We start from the raw sequence: 22,108 nt of genomic DNA on the forward strand, positions 1-22,108 counted from the left end.
AAAGGGAGTTACGTGTTAGACGTCAACTTCTTCGATGAACTCCGCATTGGCCTCGCCACTGCGGACGACATCCGTAACTGGTCCTTCGGCGAGGTCAAGAAGCCGGAGACCATCAACTACCGCACGCTGAAGCCTGAGAAGGACGGCCTGTTCTGCGAGAAGATCTTCGGACCGACTCGCGACTGGGAGTGCTACTGCGGTAAGTACAAGCGCGTCCGCTTCAAGGGCATCATCTGTGAGCGCTGCGGCGTCGAGGTGACCCGTGCCAAGGTGCGTCGTGAGCGGATGGGCCACATCGAGCTGGCCGCGCCCGTCACGCACATCTGGTACTTCAAGGGTGTCCCGTCCCGGTTGGGCTACCTGCTCGACCTGGCCCCGAAGGATCTGGAAAAGATCATCTACTTCGCGGCCTACGTGATCACCGCCGTCGACGGCGACATGCGCCACAACGAGCTGTCCACGCTCGAGGCCGAGATGGCCGTCGAGCGCAAGGCCGTCGAGGATCAGCGTGACTCCGACCTGGAGGCCCGGGCACAGAAGCTCGAGGCCGACCTGGCCGAGCTGGAGGCCGAGGGTGCCAAGTCCGACGTGCGCCGCAAGGTGCGCGACGGCGGCGAGCGTGAGATGCGTCAGCTCCGTGACCGGACCCAGCGTGAGCTGGACCGGCTCGACGAGATCTGGACCACCTTCACCAAGCTGGCCCCCAAGCAGCTCATCGTCGACGAGGTCCTCTACCGCGAGCTGCAGGACCGCTACGGCGAGTACTTCAACGGTGCCATGGGCGCGGAGTCGATCAAGAAGCTCATCGAGACCTTCGACATCGAGGCCGAGGCGGAGTCACTGCGCGACACCATCAAGAACGGCAAGGGCCAGAAGAAGCTGCGCGCCCTCAAGCGCCTGAAGGTCGTCGCGGCCTTCCAGCAGTCGGGTAACTCCCCGCTGGGCATGGTGCTCGACGCTGTCCCGGTGATCCCGCCGGAGCTTCGTCCGATGGTTCAGCTCGACGGTGGCCGTTTCGCCACCTCCGACCTGAACGACCTGTACCGCCGCGTGATCAACCGCAACAACCGGCTCAAGCGACTGATCGACCTCGGCGCGCCCGAGATCATCGTCAACAACGAGAAGCGCATGCTTCAGGAGTCGGTGGACGCGCTGTTCGACAACGGCCGTCGTGGACGTCCGGTCACCGGACCGGGCAACCGTCCGCTCAAGTCGCTGTCCGATCTGCTCAAGGGCAAGCAGGGTCGCTTCCGTCAGAACCTGCTGGGTAAGCGCGTCGACTACTCGGGCCGTTCGGTCATCGTGGTCGGCCCGCAGCTCAAGCTGCACCAGTGCGGTCTGCCCAAGCTGATGGCTCTGGAACTGTTCAAGCCGTTCGTGATGAAGCGTCTGGTCGACCTGAACCACGCGCAGAACATCAAGAGCGCCAAGCGCATGGTGGAACGTCAGCGTCCCCAGGTGTGGGATGTCCTCGAAGAGGTCATCGCCGAGCACCCGGTGCTGCTGAACCGTGCACCTACGCTGCACCGCCTGGGTATCCAGGCCTTCGAGCCGCAGCTGGTGGAAGGCAAGGCCATCCAGCTGCACCCGCTGGTGTGTGAGGCGTTCAACGCCGACTTCGACGGTGACCAGATGGCCGTGCACCTGCCGCTGTCGGCAGAGGCGCAGGCCGAGGCCCGCATCCTGATGCTGTCCTCGAACAACATCCTGTCGCCCGCGTCGGGTAAGCCGCTGGCCATGCCGCGTCTGGACATGGTGACCGGTCTGTACTTCCTGACCACCGAGGTGCCCGGTGACCCCGGCGAGTACGTGGCCGCCGCCAAGGATCGTCCGGAGCAGGGCGTGTACAGCTCGCCCGCCGAGGCGATCATGGCGCTGGACCGCGGTGCCCTGTCGGTGCGCGCCAAGATCAAGGTGCGGTTGACGCAGCAGCGTCCGCCGGCCGCCGTCGAGGCCGAGCTGTTCGAGAACGGTTGGAAGCCGGGCGATGCCTGGACCGCCGAGACCACGCTGGGTCGGGTGCTGTTCAACGAGCTGCTGCCCAAGAGTTACCCGTTCGTCAACGAGCAGATGCACAAGAAGGTCCAGGCCCGGATCATCAACGATCTGGCCGAGCGCTTCCCGATGATCGTGGTGGCGCAGACCGTCGACAAGCTCAAGGACGCCGGCTTCCACTGGGCCACCCGTTCGGGTGTCACGGTCGCGATGGCCGATGTTCTGGTGCCGCCGCAGAAGCAGGAGATCCTGGAGCGGCACGAGGCCGAGGCCGAGGCGATCGAGCGCAAGTACCAGCGCGGCGCGCTGAACCACAACGAGCGCAACGAGTCCCTGGTCAAGATCTGGCAGGACGCCACCGAAGAGGTGGGTAAGGCGATGGAGGAGTACTACCCGGCCGACAACCCGATCATCACGATCGTGAAGTCCGGCGCCACGGGTAACCTCACCCAGACCCGCACCCTGGCAGGCATGAAGGGCCTGGTGACGAACCCGAAGGGTGAGTTCATCCCGCGCCCGATCAAGTCCTCGTTCCGTGAGGGCCTGACGGTGTTGGAGTACTTCATCAACACCCACGGTGCTCGTAAGGGTCTGGCCGACACCGCTCTGCGTACCGCCGACTCGGGTTACCTGACCCGTCGTCTGGTGGACGTGTCGCAGGACGTCATCGTTCGCGAGACCGACTGTGAGACCGAGCGCGGCATCGTCGTCACGCTGGCCGAGCGCGGTCCGGATGGTTCGCTGATCCGCGATGCGCACGTCGAGACCTCGGCGTTCGCCCGCACCCTGGCCACCGACGCGGTGGACGAGAAGGGCAACGTCGTCATCGAGCGCGGCCATGACCTGGGTGACCCGGCCATCGACGCGCTGCTGGCTGCCGGCGTCGCCCAGGTGAAGGTCCGCTCCGTGCTGACCTGCGCCTCGGCCTCCGGTGTGTGTGCCAAGTGCTACGGCCGCTCGATGGCCACCGGCAAGCTGGTCGACATCGGCGAGGCCGTCGGCATCGTCGCCGCCCAGTCCATCGGTGAGCCCGGTACCCAGCTGACCATGCGTACCTTCCACCAGGGTGGTGTTACCGGTGGCGCCGACATCGTCGGTGGTCTGCCCCGCGTGCAGGAGCTGTTCGAGGCCCGTATTCCGCGGAACAAGGCGCCCATCGCCGACGTCGCGGGCCGGGTCCGGCTGGAGGAGAGCGACAAGTTCTTCAAGATCACCATCGTTCCCGACGATGGTGGCGAGGAAGTTGTCTACGAGAAGCTCTCCAAGCGTCAGCGGCTGCGCGTGCTCACCCACGAGGACGGCTCCGAAGGCGTGCTGTCCGACGGTGACCACGTCGAGGTCGGCGACCAGCTGATGGAAGGCTCCGCGGATCCGCACGAGGTGCTGCGTGTCCAGGGCCCCCGCGAGGTGCAGATTCACCTCGTCAAGGAGGTCCAGGAGGTCTACCGGGCCCAGGGTGTGTCGATCCACGACAAGCACATCGAGGTCATCGTCCGGCAGATGCTGCGTCGCGTCACGATCATCGATTCGGGTGCGACGGAGTTCCTGCCCGGTTCGCTGACCGAGCGTGCCGAGTTCGAGACCGCGAACCGTCGGGTCGTTGCCGAGGGTGGCGAGCCCGCGGCCGGCCGTCCGGTGCTGATGGGTATCACGAAGGCATCGCTGGCCACGGATTCGTGGCTGTCGGCGGCGTCGTTCCAGGAGACCACTCGCGTGCTGACCGATGCGGCGATCAACTGCCGCAGCGACAAGCTGCAGGGTCTGAAGGAGAACGTGATCATCGGCAAGCTGATCCCGGCCGGTACCGGCATCGCCCGTTACCGCGACATCCAGGTGCAGCCGACCGAAGAGGCCCGCGCTGCGGCGTACACGATCCCGTCCTACGAGGATCAGTACTACAGCCCGGACTTCGGTGCGGCCACCGGTGCTGCGGTGCCGCTGGACGATTACGGATACTCGGATTACCGGTAAGACCGACCGCTAGTTCGATACGGAAAAGCCCCCGCTCCCTTCGTTGGGACGCGGGGGCTTTTTCGTTGGGCGTGAGTGGCCAGTTGTGACACGCCTGCCGGTATTTCCTGTGCAACAGGTGGCAACTCGGCGGGGTCGGGGTGTCGGGACGCCCGCCTAGACTTGGCGGCGTGCTCATCGGTTCGCATGTAGACAACACCGACCCACTGGCTGCGGCTGTCGAGGACGGCGCCGACGTGGTGCAGTTCTTCCTCGGAAACCCGCAGAGTTGGAAGAAGCCCAAGCCCCGTGAGGACGCCGGCGTACTCAAGGCGTCGACCGTGCCGCTGTACGTACACGCGCCGTATCTGATCAACGTGGCCTCGGCCAACAACCGGGTGCGGATCCCGTCCCGCAAGATCCTGCAGGACACGTGCGATGCCGCAGCCGAGATCGGCGCCACCGCGGTGATCGTGCACGGCGGCCATGCCGACGACAACGACATGGATGCCGGGTTCGAGCGGTGGGTCAAGGCCCTCGATGCACTGAACACCGACGTGCCGGTGTACCTGGAGAACACCGCCGGCGGTGACCACGCCATGGCGCGGCATTTCGACACGATCAGCCGGTTGTGGGATCACATCGGGGACAAAGGAATTGGCTTCTGCCTCGACACGTGCCACGCGTGGGCGGCGGGGGAGGCGTTGATCGACGCGGTGGACCGGATCAAGGCCATCACCGGACGGATAGACCTGGTGCATTGCAATGATTCGCGCGACGCGGCCGGCTCGGGCGCCGACCGCCACGCCAATTTCGGTGCCGGGCAGATCGATCCGCAGTTGCTGGCGGCGGTGGTCAAAGCGGCGGATGCGCCGGTGATCTGTGAGACGTCCGAAGCGGGACGCAAGGACGACATCGCGTTTCTTCGCGAGCACGCCGGCTGACACGTTCGGCGACCTGAACCGTTTTCAACGGCACCGTGACGTAAAGGTGAACTAACGTCACCTCTGTGACCGCGGTTGATGACTCGGTAACCGAAGAAGCTCCCGCGCAATGGGGGGCTGCTACCCGTGCTCGTCGACTGCGCATTCTGCGGTACAGCGCGATCGCGGTGTGGGCCGCCGTGGTCATCTACCGCACCGCGACTGACGGCTTTGCGTTCAACCGGGAATTGTTGCTGCTCTACATTGCGACCGGCCTGCTGGCCGCCAGCATCGGGCAGGGGCGACGGATGCTCTTCGTCATCCGCGACTGGTTGCCATTCGCGCTGGTGCTGGCCGCTTACGACCTGAGCCGCGGGGCGGCCACCCTGGTCGGCCGGCCGACGTTGTGGCACTGGCAAGTCGACGCGGACCGGTGGATGTTCTCCGGCACGGTGCCCACGGTGTGGCTCCAGGAACGGCTGAAACTGCTCCACCCGCCGTGGTGGGAAGTCGTGATCAGCACGGTGTACATGTCGTTTTTCATCCTTCCCTACGTGGTGGCGGGTGTGCTGTGGCTGCGGGACCGCGAGGAGTGGAAGCGGTTCGTGCGCTTGTTCGTCGGACTCTCGTTCGCGGCATTGGTCATCTATGCGCTGCTGCCTGCCGCGCCGCCGTGGGCCGCGGCGCGGTGCGATGCAGACGACGTCGACGGCGGCCCGTCGGGCCCTGGGTGCATGTTCCGATCGGCGCGGGAAGTTGCCGACGGAGGGCTGCTCGGCGCCATGCAGGGCAGTCGTGACGGCGCGCACGAGTGGATCGAACGGATCGTCACCCGCGGCTGGGGCAAGCTCAATCTGCATACCGCGACGGGATTGATCGACCAGGGGCAGGCCAGCGTGAACCTTGTCGCGGCCATCCCGTCCCTGCACGCCGGTCTGACCGCCGCGGTCGCGGTCTTCTTGTGGAACCGGGTGAACCGGGGCTGGCGGCCGCTGTTGGTGGCCTATCCGCTCATCATGGCCTTCACGCTGGTCTACACCGCCGAGCACTATGTGGTCGACATTCTGCTCGGCTGGGTCTTGGCGGGCGTGGTGCTGTTCGTGCTGCACCGCTACGAGGCGCGTCGGTCGGTATCGTCCGCTCAGACCGATGAACGGCCCCGCGACAGCGACGACCTGTCGACTCCGGTCGCCGAACTCGACCCGGCCTGAGCGCCCATCGCCAGGACCTCATTACAACTATTGTGCAGTTGTCGGAAATTTGTAACACTGAGTGCATGGCTGATACGCATGTCGTCACCAATCAGGTCCCCGCGCTGGAGGACTACAACCCCGCCACCTCCCCGGTGCTCGCCGAGGCACTCATCCGCGAAGGCGGGGAGTGGGGTATCGACGAGGTCCACGAACTGGGCGCGATCAACGGCAGCGCCACGGCTCAGCGCTGGGGTGAGCTGGCCGACCGCAACCAGCCGGTGCTGCACACCCACGACCGTTACGGCAACCGGGTCGACGAGGTCGAGTACGACCCGGCCTACCACGAGCTGATGAACGTAGCCGTCACGCATGGTCTGCACGCGGCCCCGTGGGCCGATGAGCGCGATGGCTCGCATGTGGTGCGCGCCGCCAAGACCTCGGTGTGGACCGTCGAACCCGGGCACGTCTGCCCGATCTCGATGACCTACGCCGTGGTGCCCGCGCTGCGGTTCAACCCGGAGTTGGCCGCGATCTACGAGCCGCTGCTGACCAGTCGGGTGTATGACCCGGAACTCAAGCTGGCGACGACGAAAGCCGGTATCACCGCGGGCATGTCGATGACCGAGAAGCAGGGCGGTTCCGACGTTCGCGCCGGCACCACCGAGGCCACCCCCAACGGCGACGGCACCTACTCGCTGCGCGGCCACAAGTGGTTCACCTCGGCACCGATGTGTGACATCTTCCTGGTGCTCGCTCAGGCCCCCGGCGGCCTGAGCTGTTTCTTCCTGCCGCGCATCCTGCCCGACGGCAGCCGTAACCGGATGTTCCTGCAGCGGCTCAAGGACAAGCTCGGCAATCATGCCAACGCCTCCAGTGAGGTCGAGTACGACGGCGCCACCGCCTGGCTGGTCGGCGAGGAGGGGCGCGGCGTCCCGACCATCATCGAGATGGTCAACCTCACCCGGCTGGACTGCACGCTGGGCAGCGCCACCAGCATGCGCAGCGGCCTGAGTCGCGCCGTGCATCACGCCCAGCACCGAAAGGCGTTCGGCGCCTACCTGATCGATCAGCCGTTGATGCGCAACGTGCTGGCTGACCTGGCCGTGGAGGCCGAGGCGGCAACCATGCTGGCGATGCGGATGGCCGGTGCCACCGACAAGGCCGTGCGCGGCGACGAGCGCGAGTCGCTGCTGCGCCGCATCGGCCTGGCCGCCGGCAAGTACTGGGTGTGCAAGCGGGCCACCCCGCACGCCGCCGAGGCCATGGAATGCCTGGGCGGCAACGGCTACGTCGAGGAATCCGGCATGCCGCGGCTGTACCGGGAGGCCCCGCTGATGGGCATCTGGGAAGGCTCGGGCAACGTCAGCGCGCTGGATACCCTGCGCGCCATGGCAACCCGGCCCGAGAGCGTCGAGGTGCTCTTCGACGAACTGTCCAAGACTGCCGGGCAGGATCCCCGACTGGACCGCCACGTCACCACCTTGCAGAACGATCTGGCCGACCTGGAGACCATCACCTACCGGGGCCGCAAGGTCGCCGAGGACATCTCGCTGGCCCTGCAGGGCGCGCTGCTGGTGCGTCACGGCCACCCGGCCGTGGCCGAGGCGTTCCTGGCCAGCCGGCTCGGCGGACAGTGGGGTCAGGCCTTCGGCACGCTGCCGACCGGGCTGGACCTGGCGCCGATTCTCGAGCGGGCGCTGGTCAAGGGGTGAGCGTCGACACGCTCAAGACGATGACCTACGAGGTCACCGACCGGATAGCGCGAATCACGTTCAACCGCCCCGAAAAAGGCAACTCGATCGTCGCGGACACTCCGCTGGAACTGCAGGCCCTGGTCGAGCGCGCGGACCTGGACCCGAACGTCCACGTGATCCTGGTATCCGGCCGCGGCGAGGGCTTCTGTGCGGGCTTCGACCTGTCCGCCTACGCCGACGGCACCGGTGAGGCCGGGGGAGGCCGCTACGACGGAACGGTGTTGTCCGGGAAGACCCAGGCGATCAACCACCTTCCGGATCAGCCGTGGGACCCGATGGTCGACTACCAGATGATGAGCCGGTTCGTCCGTGGCTTCTCCAGCCTGATGCATGCCGACAAGCCGACCGTGGTCAAGATCCACGGCTACTGCGTGGCCGGCGGCACCGACATCGCGCTGCACGCCGACCAGGTGATCGTCGGCGCGGACGCCAAGATCGGCTACCCGCCGATGCGGGTATGGGGTGTTCCGGCGGCCGGCCTGTGGGCGCACCGGCTGGGGGATCAGCGCGCCAAACGCCTTCTGTTCACCGGGGATTGCATCACCGGCGCGCAGGCCGCCGAATGGGGGTTGGCCGTGGAGGCGCCCGAGCCCGAAGACCTCGACGAGCGCACCGAACGACTCGTCGCACGCATCGCGGCCATGCCGGTCAACCAACTCATCATGGCGAAGCTGGCCTGCAATACGGCCCTGCTGCAGCAGGGGGTGGCCACCAGTCGGATGGTCAGCACGGTGTTCGACGGCATCGCCCGGCACACCCCCGAGGGGCACGCATTCGTCGCTGACGCCCGCGATCACGGCTTCCGCGAAGCGGTGCGCCACCGCGACGAGCCGATGGGTGACTACGGGCGCAGGTCTTCCGGGGTCTGAGATGGCCGCGCTGAAACGGATGGCGGCTCGCTCGGTGGTGTTGAGCGTGCTGCTCGGCGCGCATCCGGCGTGGGCGAGTGCCGCCGAGCTGATCAGGCTGACGGCCGATTTCGACATCAAGGAACCGACGCTGCGGGTGGCGCTGACTCGCATGGTCAGTGCCGGTGACCTGGTGCGCTCGGAGGACGGCTACCGGCTGTCGGACCGGCTGCTGACCCGTCAGCGCCGCCAGGACGACGCGATCGATCCGCAGTTGCGTGAGTATGACGGTCAATGGCTGACGCTGGTCATCACCAGCGTCGGCACCGATGCCCGCACCCGGGCCTCGTTGCGAAATGCCCTGCAGCAGTATCGGTTCGGTGAACTGCGCGAGGGCGTTTGGATGCGCCCGGACAATCTCGACCAGGCATTGCCGCAGGAGATCACCGACCGGGTGCGGGTCCTGCACACCCGGGACGACGATCCGGCCGGTCTGGTCGCCACGCTGTGGGACCTTCCCGGCTGGCGGCGCACCGGCGAGCTGTTGTTGGACGAGATGGCCGACGCGGCCGATGTTCCTGGGCGGTTCGTCGCGGCCGCGGGCATCGTGCGTCACCTACTCTCGGACCCGGTGCTGCCCGACGAGCTGCAGCCGCGCGGTTGGCCGGGCGCTGATTTGCGTAAGGCCTACAACGACTTCGCGGCCGAGTTGGTTGGGCGGCGTGACGGTACTGAATTCGTCGCGTTCCGCGACGGCAACAAACTCATGGAGGCAACGTGACCGAAGCTGTCCGGGTCGAACGCAACGGTGCGGTGACCACAGTCATCATCGACCGCCCGCACGCCCGCAATGCGGTCGACGGTCCCACCGCCGCGGCCTTGTTCGCCGCTTTCGAGCAGTTCGACGCGGACGAGGACGCCGCGGTCGCGGTGCTGACCGGAGCCGGCGGAACGTTCTGCGCCGGTGCCGATCTCAAGGCGTTCGGCACGCCCGAGATGAACCGGCTGGACCCCGCCGGGCCCGGGCCGATGGGGCCGAGCCGGATGGTGTTGTCCAAGCCGGTGATCGCCGCGATCAGCGGGCACGCCGTGGCCGGCGGTCTGGAACTGGCCCTGTGGTGTGACCTGCGGGTGGTCGAGGAGGACGCCGTGCTGGGCGTGTTCTGCCGCCGGTGGGGAGTACCGCTGATCGACGGGGGCACCGTCCGGCTGCCCCGGCTGATCGGGCAGAGCCGCGCGATGGACCTGATCCTGACCGGACGCGCCGTCGACGCCGCCGAAGCCCACGCGATCGGCCTGGCCAACCGGGTGGTGCCGACCGGGCAGGCCCGCACGGCGGCCGAGGAGCTCGCCGTCGAGCTTTCCCGGCTCCCTCAGCAATGTATGCGGGCCGACCGTCTCTCGGCTCTGCACCAGTGGGGCGAATCCGAGCAGGCGGCAATGGAATTCGAATTCACCAGCATCGAGCGGGTCGCGAGTGAGGCGGCCGAGGGCGCCGGCCGGTTCGCCGGGGGAGCCGGCCGGCACGGCGCCGGCGCGTAGGCCTCGCCGACCACACGCAAGGCGCTCGGTGGGATATCCGGGCCGAGCGCCCTGTGTGCTGCCGTGCGGCGGATGACGTTATCCGGTGTGATCGCCACCGGCACGGTGCTTGGCGCCGCCGTTGCGTGGCTTGGCGTCGTGTCCGGCGGTGCCGCGTTGCGCCTTCGCCACGTTCTTTACCGCACCGGCCACCCGCTTGGCCGCTCTGGTCGTATTTCGTGGCTGACTGTTCTTCGTGTCAGCGGTATCCGACGCCGCGGACGTGTCAGTCTCGACACTCGGCGCGCCGGGCCCACCGGTCGTCTCGGAAGCGGCCTCAGCGCCATCGTTTTCGGTTGCGGTACCTACCGTTTGGGTGTCCGCGACCTTGCGTTGCGGCGCGACGGACAGTGTGACGGTCTTGACTGCCGCGGCGGTGGTGTCCGCAAAGCGGCCGACGGCGCTGGCTAGGTCGACAGTGGGACGGCTCACGACTCCGGTGGCTGTGAGTGCCTTGCGCTGAACCGGTGGCGATGCCGTGGGCAGGTCGGCCTCGACATCGGATTGTGCGGTCGGTTCGTCCACGAGGACGGTCGCCGGCCCCTGCACGGCGACGGGCTTCTGCCAGCCGATGGCCGTGGCGATTGTCTGTGGCACGGTTACCAGCAGAGTTTCGATCAGGCCCCGGTTGAGCTCGGACGCTGACTGGGTGAACAGGCCGGTGGTCAATCCCGCGGTCTCGCTGTAGTACCCGTTCAGGATCGCGCCGGCGAGTACGGCGGGAGTGTTGATGACCGAAGTGAATGCCGCGGCGGGATCGCCGGCATCGATCGCGTCGATGACGCCTTGGATGCTGTCGCCGGACGCGTTGATCACCCCCTCCACCGGGTTTAGCACACCCAGTCCCAGTGGCATCAGCATCTGTGGCACTGCGGAGAGCGCGTTCATGACGTTCTGACCCATCCCCAGCGGGATCTGCATGGTGTTGATCAGCGGGTTCGCAAAAGCGAAGAGGCGGAACAGAATACTGCTGACAACTCCCGCCGCCGCGGAGACGTTGCCTGACGCGAGATAGTCGAATGCCTGTCCGACGAAGTACTTCAGCCGGTAGTCCTCGTCCGATGTGAAGAACTGGATGTAGCTCATGGCAGCTGCGTCGAGCGAGGTTGCGAGTATCTGTCCGTTGGCCATCTGATTGGCGATGACTTGCTGCAGGACCGGCAATGGTGCAGCGGCCATCACGCCGCCGATCTGGGTCACGTTGTCGAACGCGGTCCCGAAGACCTCGAGCCACGTCGTGATGGGGTCAGCGGGGCTTTCGAGCCCGTCGGTGAGAGCGGTGAGTTCGACCGGGGCCCACGAGGAATGGGGCATTGGGACAGCGATGTCGGCTGTTGGTGCCGGCACCGGGCTGATCGGACTCATGGCGATGGCACCGGCGCCCGCCAATGCAATGCCCGCAGTGAGTGTCGACCGGATAGCTAAGAACATGAAGGGCTCTCTTCTGTGCGTGATCTAGACCGCGTCAGAAGGTAATCGAGAAACTTCGCGTCGAGCGGTTCGACGAAAGGTTTGATGTGCCGCGGGTTTGCCGGCAATCGGTGGACCGCGTGAACACCCTGGCCCGGACGCCGAGGAGCTTCGGGCGGCAAAGCGGAACTGGGTCGAATTTACTTCTCTGCCAAAATAGTTCGGGTGGCACTGGAACACGTTCTATCACATTGGTTCATGGCTGCAATCGGGTTTCGAACGACTGTGACGGGCTCATATCCCGAATGATGCGATTAGCCGGGCGCCGGAGTCCCGACTGGCCATCGGCTGGGTTTGAAGTGGATGCCGCCGCCGGTGGCAACGCTACGGCTACCGCAGGACTTACTGCAGTGCAAGGCAATCCGGCCCGGCCGGTGGGATCGCTACACGCTGTCGAACCACCGACGGGCCGGCAGGTCGTCGTTGATCCGTCGGCAGCTGTCACCGAGTGCCGTCATGCGTCGACGCGAAAGCCGGTCGAGATACAGCTCGCGAACGGTTCGTGCATATGTGCACATCGCCCGGTGCATGCACGCCCGGCCATCGCGGGTGATGCTGGCGATCACCGACCTTCGGTCGTCCTTGGCGGCTGCACGCTCCACCAGATTTCGTGATTGCAGGCGCCGGATCCGTGCGGTGACGCGGCTCGGTGTCAATGTCAGGCGGTCGGCGAGATCGCTCATCCGGGCGGCGCCGCCGTCCGACTTGGTGAGCGCGTCGAGCAGAAGGAGGTCGACCAGGGTGAGTTCGTGCTCGTCGAGCAGACGTTGGTAGACGATCTCGCCGAGCCGGGTCGACGATTCGATAAAGAACTCCCAGCAGGCCTGCTCAGCGTCGTCCAGGCCAGGCAGGCAGCTCCCGGAGTGGTTCGCGCTCGTCAGGTCCACGATGCGCGACTCTACATTCGCCCTGCGGGCCATCAGGAGTAAATGAATGTATTTTACGGTGCGCGCGTCGGCGTTGAAATCGGGTACTGCTGTGAAGGACACGTGCAGATGCGGTAGCGGGCTCTGCGTTCTTGCGACCCGATGGACGCCATAAGCATTCAAAATTGCGCGTCGCGAGAGGGTCCGAATATCGCGCGACTCCCCGAAGGTTAGCCCCGCCACAACCCGGCACGGGGCCGGTGACTAGCCCTTGCTGACCTTGTTGTTGCTGCCGGTGTTGGTGACCTTCGGGTCACCCGCCGCGTAGCTGATCGTGTTGTTGAGCCCGATGATGGTGAGCCCCTTGTCGATCCGCTCGAAGGTGACCTTGTTGTCGGATCCGCCGATGTTCACGTTGGCGCAGGTGCCCTTGACGGTCAGCGTGTTGTTGGTGCCGCCCACTGTGAGGGATTTGCCGTCGGCGCAGTCGATGTCGGTCGTGGTGCCGACCGACATGTAATTGATGGTGTTGCCGACCTCGACGTTGACCCCGGACTCTCCCGCGGTGGCGCTGGGGGTGTTGGTGTCCGAGCTTTCGGATCCACAGGCAGCCAGGGTGAGTGCAGCCGCGGCGGCACCGACCCCGAGGATCAGCTGGGTGTGGGGGAAACGGGTGAGCACGGGTCTGCCTCTGCTTTCTTCCTTGGACTTCGTCAGGCGGGGACGCGACTGATCTGGTTGGTCATCCCCAGTTCACGGCCACGGTCGACGAGTATCGGATCGCCGTTCTTGAAGAACACGGTCTGGTTGGAGCCGTACACGGTGACGTCGTTGATGACGTTGTCCGCGACGATCACGTTGGAAGACCCTTGCACGGCGACCGCCCAGCAGGTGCCCTTCGCGGTGACCCGGATATCGGTTCCATTGACGATCAGCGTGGCGTTGTTGCAATCAATGGTCTGTTCAATGCCCTGGCCGGTGATGGTGGTGTCACCGTTCTTGGCTGCGGCGCCGGGCGCACCGACGGTCAGCGCCAGCGGCAACGTGAGTAGTCCGGCAATCCCTGTCCGGCCCACAGCTGTCCAATTCACGGTGAGTTCCCCTTCCGATCCGCTGCGAGAAGAGTACGTGGCGCCCTTGCGGTGACGGCAAGGGTTGACCAGTTTGACCGGCGGTTGCCGACGGGTCGCGTGTGGTGTCGGTGCTGGGTACCGTGTTCAGCAATGCGTCGGTGTGTTGTTCAGGCTGCTGCCGTGGCAGTCACAGCCGTGGTGACCGTCGCGGGGTGTTCGCACACCATCGACGGGGCTGCCCAGCGCGCGTCGGCCGATTCGTCCGATCCCGATCGCAGTTTCGGCTATGTCGACGATCGGTGCGGGCTGTTGGTCGACAGCACGGTCCAGGAGATCCTGGCCGCAGACAATGTGGTGCGCCCGTACAGCGGGGCGGTCTGTCAGTACGTGTTGTCGCGCAAAGCCGGCGGGACGCCGACCGCAGGACCGCTCGCGATGCTCGACGTGATCTTCTCCTGGTTCGAAGAGGGGTCGCTGGAGCGGGAGCGGGCGGTGGCCCGTAGCCGCGACGCGAAGATCACCGACACCGTGGTCGAGCGGCACCAGGCATTCCTCGCGCGTCGTGATGTGACCGGTGCGGCGTGCTCGGCGACCGCTTCGGCCGGGTCGGGCGTGATCAGTTGGTGGGTGCAGTTCCGCAGTGCCGGCAGTGCCGGACAGGCCGGCGCGGGTGATCCGTGCCAGGACGCCAAGAAGCTGATCTCGGCCACCCTGCAATCGGAACTCTGACCGTGATGCACCGCTACTTGGCAGGGATGTGCGCGGCCGGCGTCGTGGCGGGGGCGACGTTGTTGACCGCGTGTGGGCCGACGGGCACGTCGTCAGCCCCCGGGCCTGCGGCGCCGGGCGGCGGTTTTCACGGAGCGGACTGCAACGGCATCACCGATGCCGACATCGCCGATGCCGTCGGATCGTCGATGTTCACCAAGGCCGTGGTCAGCGACAGCGGGTGCTTCTGGCAGGAAAACTCGGTACTGGGCACCTTCGGTGCCGGCATGGGCATCTCCACGTGGTGGTACCGGGGCAGTGACATGGACACCGAACGGACGCTGGAGACCCGGGCCGGGCGCACCCTCACCGAGCTGTCGATGGACGGGAACAAGGGCTTTCGGGCGGCCGACGCGAATGTGTGCAGCATCTATGTGGCCAAGGGCGAGGACGTCATCACCTGGTCGATCCAGACGATGAATCCGTCCACGCTGCCTGACCTGTGTCAGGTCATCGAGAAACTCGCCCGGCTCAGTCAGGGCCGGGTCAACTGATCTGCGCTGTCTGAGGGGCTACAGTTCACGGCGACCCCAACAGCGGCGTCAATCACATCGACTCGAAGGCAGTGCGTACATGTCAGTTCGGCCGGAGCCACAGGCGGCTGGCACTCGACGTACCCAGTCGCGGCCGGCGCGGACCACCAGGCTCAGCCGTGACGCCATTGTCAACGCGGCGCTGACGTTCCTGGACCGCGAGGGCTGGGACGCGCTGACCATCAATGCACTCGCCAACCAGCTCGGTACGAAGGGTCCGTCGCTCTACAACCACGTGGACAGCCTGGACGACCTGCGACGTACGGTCCGCATGCGCGTGATCGACGACATCATCGAGATGCTCAACACCGTCGGTTCCGGCCGCACCCGTGACGATGCGGTGTCGGTGATGGCCAGTGCCTACCGCAGCTACGCCCACCACCATCCCGGTCGCTACTCGGCGTTCACCCGGATGCCGTTCGGCGGCGACGATCCGGAGTACTCGGCTGCCACCAGGGCCGCGGCCGGACCGGTCATCCAGGTCCTGGCGTCTTATGGCCTGCAGGGCGAGGATGCCTTCTACGCTGCCCTGCAGTTCTGGTCTGCCCTGCACGGCTTTGTACTGCTGGAAATGACCGGTGTGATGGACGATATCGACACCGATGCAGTGTTCACAGATATGCTGCGGCGGTTGGCCTCTGGTATGGGGCAACTGGGGGCGTAGCGTCTGACCTGGGAATAGGTCGTCGTTAGCGGGTTTGGTTCGGCACGGCCAGCCCTGGTATCGTGGTAGATCGTGCCTGGCCGGAAGGCGCATGCGGCTGAGTGTTTCGCAAGCGTGCCCGCACGCCGGGCCAATCTGCATGTCTAACACGCATCGGAATTCCACCGGTGTAAGCACGTGCGACACGCCCGGACGCGGGGTACGCGGCCGGGGGATAACTGCAGTACAGAGACTTAGAACAGCAAAGAGCAACACAGAGAAAGCCGGTACATGCCAACCATCAACCAGCTGGTCCGCAAGGGTCGCCGCGACAAGGTCGCGAAGGTCAAGACCGCGGCCCTCAAGGGCAGCCCGCAGCGCCGTGGTGTGTGCACCCGCGTGTACACCACCACCCCGAAGAAGCCGAACTCGGCGCTTCGCAAGGTCGCGCGCGTGAAGCTGACCAGTGGGGTTGAGGTCACCGCCTACATCCCCGGTGAGGGTCACAACCTGCAGGAGCACTCGATGGTGCTGGTGCGCGGCGGTCGTGTGAAGGACCTCCCCGGTGTCCGTTACAAGATCATCCGCGGGTCGCTCGACACCCAGGGCGTCAAGAACCGCAAGCAGGCCCGTAGCCGTTACGGCGCCAAGAAGGAGAAGAGCTGATGCCGCGCAAGGGACCCGCGCCGAAGCGTCCGTTGGTCAACGATCCGGTCTACGGGTCGCAGCTGGTCACCCAGCTGGTCAACAAGGTTCTGCTGGACGGCAAGAAGTCACTGGCCGAGCGCATTGTCTACGGTGCGCTGGAGCAGGCTCGCGACAAGACCGGCACCGATCCGGTCGTCACCCTCAAGCGCGCGCTCGACAACGTCAAGCCCGCCCTCGAGGTGCGCAGCCGCCGCGTCGGTGGTGCCACCTACCAGGTTCCGGTCGAGGTTCGCCCCGATCGCTCCACCACGCTGGCCCTGCGCTGGCTGGTCAGCTTCTCCAAGGCCCGTCGCGAGAAGACCATGGTCGAGCGCCTCGCCAACGAGATCATGGATGCGAGCAACGGCCTCGGCGCCGCTGTGAAGCGTCGCGAGGACACTCACAAGATGGCCGAAGCGAACCGGGCCTTCGCGCACTACCGCTGGTGATACCGCGCCCGGCATCCGGCATCGGGTGCCAATGGGCGCGCAATCGAACACCTAATCAAGCAATCGAAAGAGATGACTTCCGTGGCACAGGACGTGCTGACAGACCTGAACAAGGTCCGCAACATCGGCATCATGGCGCACATCGACGCCGGCAAGACGACGACGACAGAGCGCATCCTCTTCTACACCGGTATCAGCTACAAGATCGGTGAGGTGCACGACGGCGCCGCCACGATGGACTGGATGGAGCAGGAGCAGGAGCGGGGTATCACCATCACCTCGGCTGCCACCACCTGCTTCTGGAACGACAACCAGATCAACATCATCGACACCCCGGGCCACGTTGACTTCACCGTCGAGGTGGAGCGCAGCCTGCGCGTGCTCGACGGTGCCGTGGCGGTCTTCGATGGCAAGGAAGGTGTCGAGCCGCAGTCTGAGCAGGTGTGGCGGCAGGCCGACAAGTACGACGTCCCGCGCATCTGCTTCGTCAACAAGATGGACAAGCTGGGCGCCGACTTCTACTTCTCGGTGCAGACCATGAAGGACCGCCTCGGCGCCAACGTGGTTCCCATCCAGCTGCCGATCGGTTCCGAAGGTGACTTCGAGGGCGTCGTCGACCTGGTCGAGATGAACGCCAAGGTGTGGCGCGGCGAGACGAAGCTCGGCGAGAAGTACGACGTCGTCGAGATTCCTGCCGACCTGCAGGAGAAGGCCGAAGAGTATCGCACCGCGATGATCGAGGCCATCGCCGAGACCGACGACGCGCTCATGGAGAAGTACCTGGGTGGCGAAGAGCTCACCCTCGAGGAGATCAAGGGTGGTCTGCGCAAGCTGACCGTCACCAGCCAGGGTTACCCGGTGCTGTGTGGCTCCGCGTTCAAGAACAAGGGCGTGCAGCCCATGCTCGACGCGGTGATCGACTATCTGCCGACTCCGCTCGACGTCGCGGCCGCTGAGGGCCACGTTCCGGGCAAAGAAGACGAGGTCATCCTCCGCAAGCCGTCTGCTGACGAGCCGTTCTCCGGGCTGGCTTTCAAGGTGGCCACCCACCCGTTCTTCGGGAAGCTGACCTACGTTCGGGTCTACTCGGGCAAGGTCGACTCCGGTGCGCAGGTCATCAACTCGACCAAGGGCAAGAAGGAGCGCCTGGGCAAGCTGTTCCAGATGCACTCCAACAAGGAAAACCCGGTGGAGACTGCTTCGGCCGGCCACATCTACGCGGTCATCGGCCTCAAGGACACCACCACCGGTGACACCCTGAGCGACCCGAACAACCAGATCGTGCTGGAGTCGATGACCTTCCCCGATCCGGTGATCGAGGTGGCCATCGAGCCCAAGACCAAGAGCGACCAGGAGAAGCTGGGCACCGCGATCCAGAAGCTCGCCGAAGAGGACCCGACCTTCAAGGTGCACCTGGACCAGGAGACCGGCCAGACCGTCATCGGCGGTATGGGCGAGCTGCACCTGGATATCCTCGTGGACCGCATGCGTCGTGAGTTCAAGGTCGAGGCCAACGTCGGTAAGCCCCAGGTGGCCTACAAGGAGACCATCCGCAAGAAGGTCGACAAGGTCGAATTCACCCATAAGAAGCAGACAGGTGGATCCGGCCAGTTCGCGAAGGTGCTCATCTCCATCGAGCCGTTCGTCGGCGAGGACGGTGCCACCTACGAGTTCGAGAACAAGGTCACCGGTGGCCGCGTCCCGCGTGAGTACATCCCCTCGGTGGATGCCGGTGCGCAGGACGCCATGCAGTACGGCGTTTTGGCCGGCTACCCGCTGGTGAACATCAAGGTGACGCTGCTCGATGGCGCCTACCACGAGGTCGACTCCTCGGAAATGGCGTTCAAGGTGGCGGGTTCTCAGGTGCTGAAGAAGGCCGCGCAGGCGGCCCAGCCGGTCATCCTGGAGCCCATCATGGCTGTCGAGGTCATTACACCCGAGGACTACATGGGTGACGTGATCGGCGACTTGAACTCCCGCCGTGGTCAGATCCAGGCCATGGAGGAGCGCAGCGGTGCGCGTGTCGTCAAGGCGCAGGTGCCGCTGTCGGAGATGTTCGGCTACGTCGGCGACCTTCGGTCGAAGACCCAGGGCCGGGCTAACTACTCCATGGTGTTCGACTCGTACGCCGAGGTTCCGGCGAACGTGTCGAAGGAGATCATCGCGAAGGCGACGGGTCAGTAAGCTCGTCGCGGCAACTGTCGCGGCACACAACTGAACACATCATCATTGCTTTAACCAAAGCACCAACAAGTCCAGGAGGACACCACAGTGGCGAAGGCGAAGTTCGAGCGGACGAAGCCGCACGTCAACATCGGGACCATCGGTCACGTTGACCACGGCAAGACGACGCTTACTGCAGCAATCACCAAGGTTCTGCACGACAAGTACCCCGAGTTGAACGAGTCGCGCGCATTCGACCAGATCGACAATGCGCCTGAAGAGCGTCAGCGCGGCATCACGATCAACATCTCCCATGTGGAGTACCAGACCGAGAAGCGGCACTACGCCCACGTGGACGCCCCCGGTCACGCCGACTACATCAAGAACATGATCACCGGTGCCGCCCAGATGGACGGCGCGATCCTGGTGGTCGCCGCGACCGACGGCCCGATGCCGCAGACCCGCGAGCACGTGCTGCTGGCCCGCCAGGTGGGTGTGCCCTACATCCTGGTGGCGCTGAACAAGTCGGACGCCGTGGACGACGAGGAGCTCATCGAGCTCGTCGAGATGGAGGTCCGCGAACTGCTGGCTGCCCAGGAGTTCGACGAGGACGCCCCGGTTATCCGGGTCTCCGCGCTGAAGGCGCTCGAGGGCGACCCGAAGTGGGTCAAGTCGGTTGAGGACCTGATGGACGCGGTCGACGAGTCGATCCCGGATCCGGTTCGTGAGACCGACAAGCCGTTCCTGATGCCCGTCGAGGACGTCTTCACCATCACCGGTCGTGGCACCGTGGTGACCGGTCGCGTCGAGCGTGGCGTGATCAACGTCAACGAAGAGGTCGAGATCGTCGGCATCAAGCCGACCACGACCAAGACCACCGTCACCGGTGTGGAGATGTTCCGCAAGCTGCTCGACCAGGGCCAGGCGGGCGACAACGTCGGTCTGCTGGTTCGTGGCATCAAGCGCGAGGACGTCGAGCGTGGCCAGGTTGTGGTCAAGCCCGGCACCACCACCCCGCACACCGAGTTCGAGGGCAGCGTCTACATCCTGTCCAAGGACGAGGGCGGCCGCCACACGCCGTTCTTCAACAACTACCGTCCGCAGTTCTACTTCCGTACCACGGACGTGACCGGCGTGGTGACCCTCCCCGAGGGCACCGAGATGGTGATGCCCGGTGACAACACCGACATCTCCGTCAAGCTGATCCAGCCCGTCGCCATGGACGAGGGCCTGCGCTTCGCGATCCGCGAGGGCGGCCGTACCGTCGGCGCCGGCCGCGTTACCAAGATCATCAAGTGATCTAGAGACGCAAAACAAGAGCGGCGCTCACCTTCGGGTGGGCGCCGCTTTTGCGTTTCGGCGTGTTTGTGCCGAGCCTGGTGTAACGCCTGTGATAGCTGAGCCGATCTTTATTGCATAGGTGAGCTACACGGGTTGGGGAAAACATGGTGCGACGGATATGGGCATTGGCTTCGGCAGCCGTGCTCGCCGCCACGGCGGTCGGATTTGCGGCAGGCTCGGCGCAGGCAGCGCCGGGATGCCCGGACGTGCACTGGATCGGCGTCGCCGGTTCGGGTGAGCGTGACGATCCGACGGTTGATGCCGGCATGGGCCGGGTGGTCTACAACTCCTTGCGCGATCTGTCCGTGTGGGTGCAGCAGGACGGTCGGACGATGACCGCCGAGGCGGTGGCCTACCCGGCGGCGCCGGTGCCCGCGGACGGCGATCTGCTGGGCTGGGGCGGCTTCATGAGCAGTGTCGACGCCGGGGCGGCCGCGTTGGGGAATCAATACGCGGCGTTCACCCAGCAGTGCCCCTCCAGCGAGGTTGTGCTGGCCGGCTATTCGCAGGGCGCGATGGTGGTCCACCGAAATTTGGCCGCATTGGCGGGCAGCCCGAATCTGGCTGCCGCGCTGTTGATCGCCGACGGTGACCGCTTGCCCGCCGATCCCACCGTCAACCTGGGTACGGCCACGGCGGTGAGCAGCACCAGGAAGGGTGTCGCGCAGGACTGGCCGATCCTGGCTCACGCCCCCGCGCCGCTGTCGCCGTCGGTCGGCAATCGCACGATCAGCGTGTGTGATCGTGGCGATGCGGTCTGCGACTCCGACCCGGATGCCGATGAGGTGACCGCCACCGCGATCGCCGTGCACACCAGCTACGCCCGCTCGAGCGGCGGTGGGTATCGGTGGACCTGGCCGTTGTACCGGATGCTGGGCCCGTCGCCGATGCAGCAGCAGACCGTGCCGGTGGGCGGCTCGACGGATGGCGTCGTTCACTCCTGACCTAGGCGGTCCTGGGGGCTAATCTGATGGCGCCCAACCGACGACAGGAGCCTGTGATGTCCACATTCTGGCGGTACATCCGCATTCAGGCCTTCGTGTTGATGTGTGGCATCGTCGGCCCGATCTTCCTGGTCATCTACTTCGTCTCCGGAGCCGATCCGATGATGAAGTGGATGTTCTGGATGGGCCTGTTGATCACCGCCATCGACATCTTGATCGCGTTCGGGATCACTGCCGCCGGGTCGAAGTCGGCCGCGCAGAACGAGAAACTGGAACAGGTGGGTGTACTGGCCCTGGCCCAGGTCACCGGTATCCACGAGACCAACACCCGCATCAACGAGCAGCCGTTGGTGAAGTTGGATCTGCAGATCTCGGGACCCGGCATTGCACCGTTCGCCAGTCAGGACCGGGTGCTCGCCTCGGTGTCGCGGCTTCCGATGATCACCAACCGGAAATTGGTCGCACTGGTCGACCCGACCACCAACGAGTACCGGATCGATTGGGAGAGAAGCAGTCTGGTCAGCGGTCTGATGCCGGCGACATTCAACCTCGCCGAGGAGAACAAGACGTACGACCTGACCGGCCAGTCCGGCCCGCTGATGGAGATCCTGCAGATCCTCAAGGCCAACGGCATCGGCATCAACAACATGGTCGACCTGCGGGGCAATCCTGCGGTGCGTGAGCAGGTCCAGGCCGTGGTGCGGCGCGCGACCGCGCAGCAGGAGGCCTCGCCTGTGCCGGCAGCCGCGTCGGCTCCGTCGTCGGCGCCCTTCCTTGCGCCTCCGGCACCCTCGACCGCGCAACGTCTTCAGGAACTGGAGACCCTGCGTGCCACGGGGGCCATCAGCGAAGGCGAGTACACGGTGAAACGACAGCAGATCATCGCCGATCTCTGATCTCGTTCTGGATCAACCCGGCCGGCGCCGT

The 22,108-nt window shown here is 65.5% G+C and carries 20 protein-coding genes; 16 read left to right on the plus strand and 4 right to left on the minus strand.

Annotated features, from left to right (window positions below; genetic code table 11):
- Nucleotides 1-12: 12 nt before the first annotated feature.
- The 7 genes from AB0I14_RS25905 (at nt 13) to AB0I14_RS25935 (ending at nt 10,205) form a co-directional block, all read left to right on the plus strand.
- Complete coding sequence (locus AB0I14_RS25905) at nt 13-3,966, plus strand: DNA-directed RNA polymerase subunit beta' (protein WP_358027817.1); 3,954 nt, start codon at nt 13-15, stop codon at nt 3,964-3,966.
- Nucleotides 3,967-4,136: 170 nt separating this feature from the next.
- Nucleotides 4,137-4,889 carry a deoxyribonuclease IV gene (locus tag AB0I14_RS25910; RefSeq protein ID WP_358027820.1) on the plus strand — a complete coding sequence of 251 codons (753 nt, stop codon included), beginning with the start codon at nt 4,137-4,139 and terminating at the stop codon, nt 4,887-4,889.
- 65 nt (nt 4,890-4,954) lie between these two features.
- A complete protein-coding gene (locus tag AB0I14_RS25915) occupies nt 4,955-6,079 on the plus strand; it encodes a phosphatase PAP2 family protein (protein ID WP_358027823.1) in 1,125 nt (374 codons plus the stop codon).
- 65 nt (nt 6,080-6,144) lie between these two features.
- Nucleotides 6,145-7,773, plus strand: coding sequence for an acyl-CoA dehydrogenase family protein (locus tag AB0I14_RS25920; protein WP_358027826.1), 1,629 nt, complete (start codon nt 6,145-6,147; stop codon nt 7,771-7,773).
- 20 nt (nt 7,774-7,793) lie between these two features.
- On the plus strand, nt 7,794-8,684 hold the full coding sequence (locus AB0I14_RS25925; RefSeq protein ID WP_358027912.1) for a crotonase/enoyl-CoA hydratase family protein: 891 nt from the start codon (nt 7,794-7,796) through the stop codon (nt 8,682-8,684).
- Between the two features lies 1 nt (nt 8,685).
- Nucleotides 8,686-9,444, plus strand: coding sequence for a PaaX family transcriptional regulator C-terminal domain-containing protein (locus AB0I14_RS25930; RefSeq protein WP_358027829.1), 759 nt, complete (start codon nt 8,686-8,688; stop codon nt 9,442-9,444).
- A complete protein-coding gene (locus tag AB0I14_RS25935; protein WP_358027833.1) occupies nt 9,441-10,205 on the plus strand; it encodes a crotonase/enoyl-CoA hydratase family protein in 765 nt (254 codons plus the stop codon). The genes AB0I14_RS25930 and AB0I14_RS25935 overlap by 4 nt, the downstream gene beginning before the upstream one ends.
- Before the next feature lie 78 nt (nt 10,206-10,283).
- Here the strand turns inward: AB0I14_RS25935 and AB0I14_RS25940 are convergent, their stop codons facing one another.
- The 4 genes from AB0I14_RS25940 to AB0I14_RS25955 all read right to left on the minus strand — a co-directional run bounded on the left by AB0I14_RS25940 (nt 10,284) and on the right by AB0I14_RS25955 (nt 13,671).
- On the minus strand, nt 10,284-11,675 hold the full coding sequence (locus AB0I14_RS25940) for a hypothetical protein (RefSeq protein ID WP_358027835.1): 1,392 nt from the start codon (nt 11,673-11,675) through the stop codon (nt 10,284-10,286).
- 422 nt (nt 11,676-12,097) lie between these two features.
- A complete protein-coding gene (locus AB0I14_RS25945; RefSeq protein WP_358027838.1) occupies nt 12,098-12,601 on the minus strand; it encodes a MarR family transcriptional regulator in 504 nt (167 codons plus the stop codon).
- A gap of 243 nt (nt 12,602-12,844) precedes the next feature.
- Nucleotides 12,845-13,261 carry a DUF3060 domain-containing protein gene (locus AB0I14_RS25950; RefSeq protein WP_358027841.1) on the minus strand — a complete coding sequence of 139 codons (417 nt, stop codon included), beginning with the start codon at nt 13,259-13,261 and terminating at the stop codon, nt 12,845-12,847.
- A 32-nt stretch (nt 13,262-13,293) separates the two neighbouring features.
- Entirely contained in the window at nt 13,294-13,671 is a 378-nt protein-coding gene (locus tag AB0I14_RS25955; RefSeq protein WP_358027844.1) for a DUF3060 domain-containing protein, read from the minus strand.
- Nucleotides 13,672-13,803: 132 nt separating this feature from the next.
- Here AB0I14_RS25955 and AB0I14_RS25960 point away from each other — a divergent pair, with 132 nt between their 5' ends.
- From AB0I14_RS25960 to AB0I14_RS26000, 9 genes are all read left to right on the plus strand, one after another.
- Nucleotides 13,804-14,382, plus strand: coding sequence for a DUF3558 domain-containing protein (locus AB0I14_RS25960; RefSeq protein WP_358027847.1), 579 nt, complete (start codon nt 13,804-13,806; stop codon nt 14,380-14,382).
- A 5-nt stretch (nt 14,383-14,387) separates the two neighbouring features.
- Entirely contained in the window at nt 14,388-14,915 is a 528-nt protein-coding gene (locus AB0I14_RS25965) for a DUF3558 domain-containing protein (RefSeq protein WP_358027849.1), read from the plus strand.
- Nucleotides 14,916-14,994: 79 nt separating this feature from the next.
- The gene (locus tag AB0I14_RS25970; protein WP_358027851.1) at nt 14,995-15,618 is read left to right on the plus strand and encodes a WHG domain-containing protein; all 624 of its coding nucleotides are present in this window, start codon (nt 14,995-14,997) and stop codon (nt 15,616-15,618) included.
- Between the two features lie 270 nt (nt 15,619-15,888).
- Nucleotides 15,889-16,263 carry a 30S ribosomal protein S12 gene (gene rpsL, locus AB0I14_RS25975; RefSeq protein WP_003881867.1) on the plus strand — a complete coding sequence of 125 codons (375 nt, stop codon included), beginning with the start codon at nt 15,889-15,891 and terminating at the stop codon, nt 16,261-16,263.
- Nucleotides 16,263-16,733, plus strand: coding sequence for a 30S ribosomal protein S7 (gene rpsG, locus AB0I14_RS25980; RefSeq protein WP_358027854.1), 471 nt, complete (start codon nt 16,263-16,265; stop codon nt 16,731-16,733). The genes rpsL and rpsG overlap by 1 nt, the downstream gene beginning before the upstream one ends.
- A 72-nt stretch (nt 16,734-16,805) precedes the next feature.
- Complete coding sequence (fusA, locus tag AB0I14_RS25985; RefSeq protein ID WP_358027857.1) at nt 16,806-18,917, plus strand: elongation factor G; 2,112 nt, start codon at nt 16,806-16,808, stop codon at nt 18,915-18,917.
- An 87-nt stretch (nt 18,918-19,004) separates the two neighbouring features.
- Nucleotides 19,005-20,195: an elongation factor Tu gene (tuf, locus tag AB0I14_RS25990; RefSeq protein ID WP_358027860.1), complete on the plus strand. Its 1,191-nt coding sequence runs from the start codon at nt 19,005-19,007 to the stop codon at nt 20,193-20,195.
- A 146-nt stretch (nt 20,196-20,341) separates the two neighbouring features.
- On the plus strand, nt 20,342-21,181 hold the full coding sequence (locus AB0I14_RS25995) for a cutinase family protein (RefSeq protein WP_358027863.1): 840 nt from the start codon (nt 20,342-20,344) through the stop codon (nt 21,179-21,181).
- A 56-nt stretch (nt 21,182-21,237) separates the two neighbouring features.
- Nucleotides 21,238-22,077, plus strand: coding sequence for an SHOCT domain-containing protein (locus tag AB0I14_RS26000; protein WP_358027866.1), 840 nt, complete (start codon nt 21,238-21,240; stop codon nt 22,075-22,077).
- The last annotated feature ends 31 nt before the right edge of the window (nt 22,078-22,108 follow it).

This window comes from Mycobacterium sp. NPDC050441 (assembly GCF_040655355.1).
In the GTDB taxonomy this organism is placed as follows: Bacteria; Actinomycetota; Actinomycetes; order Mycobacteriales; family Mycobacteriaceae; genus Mycobacterium.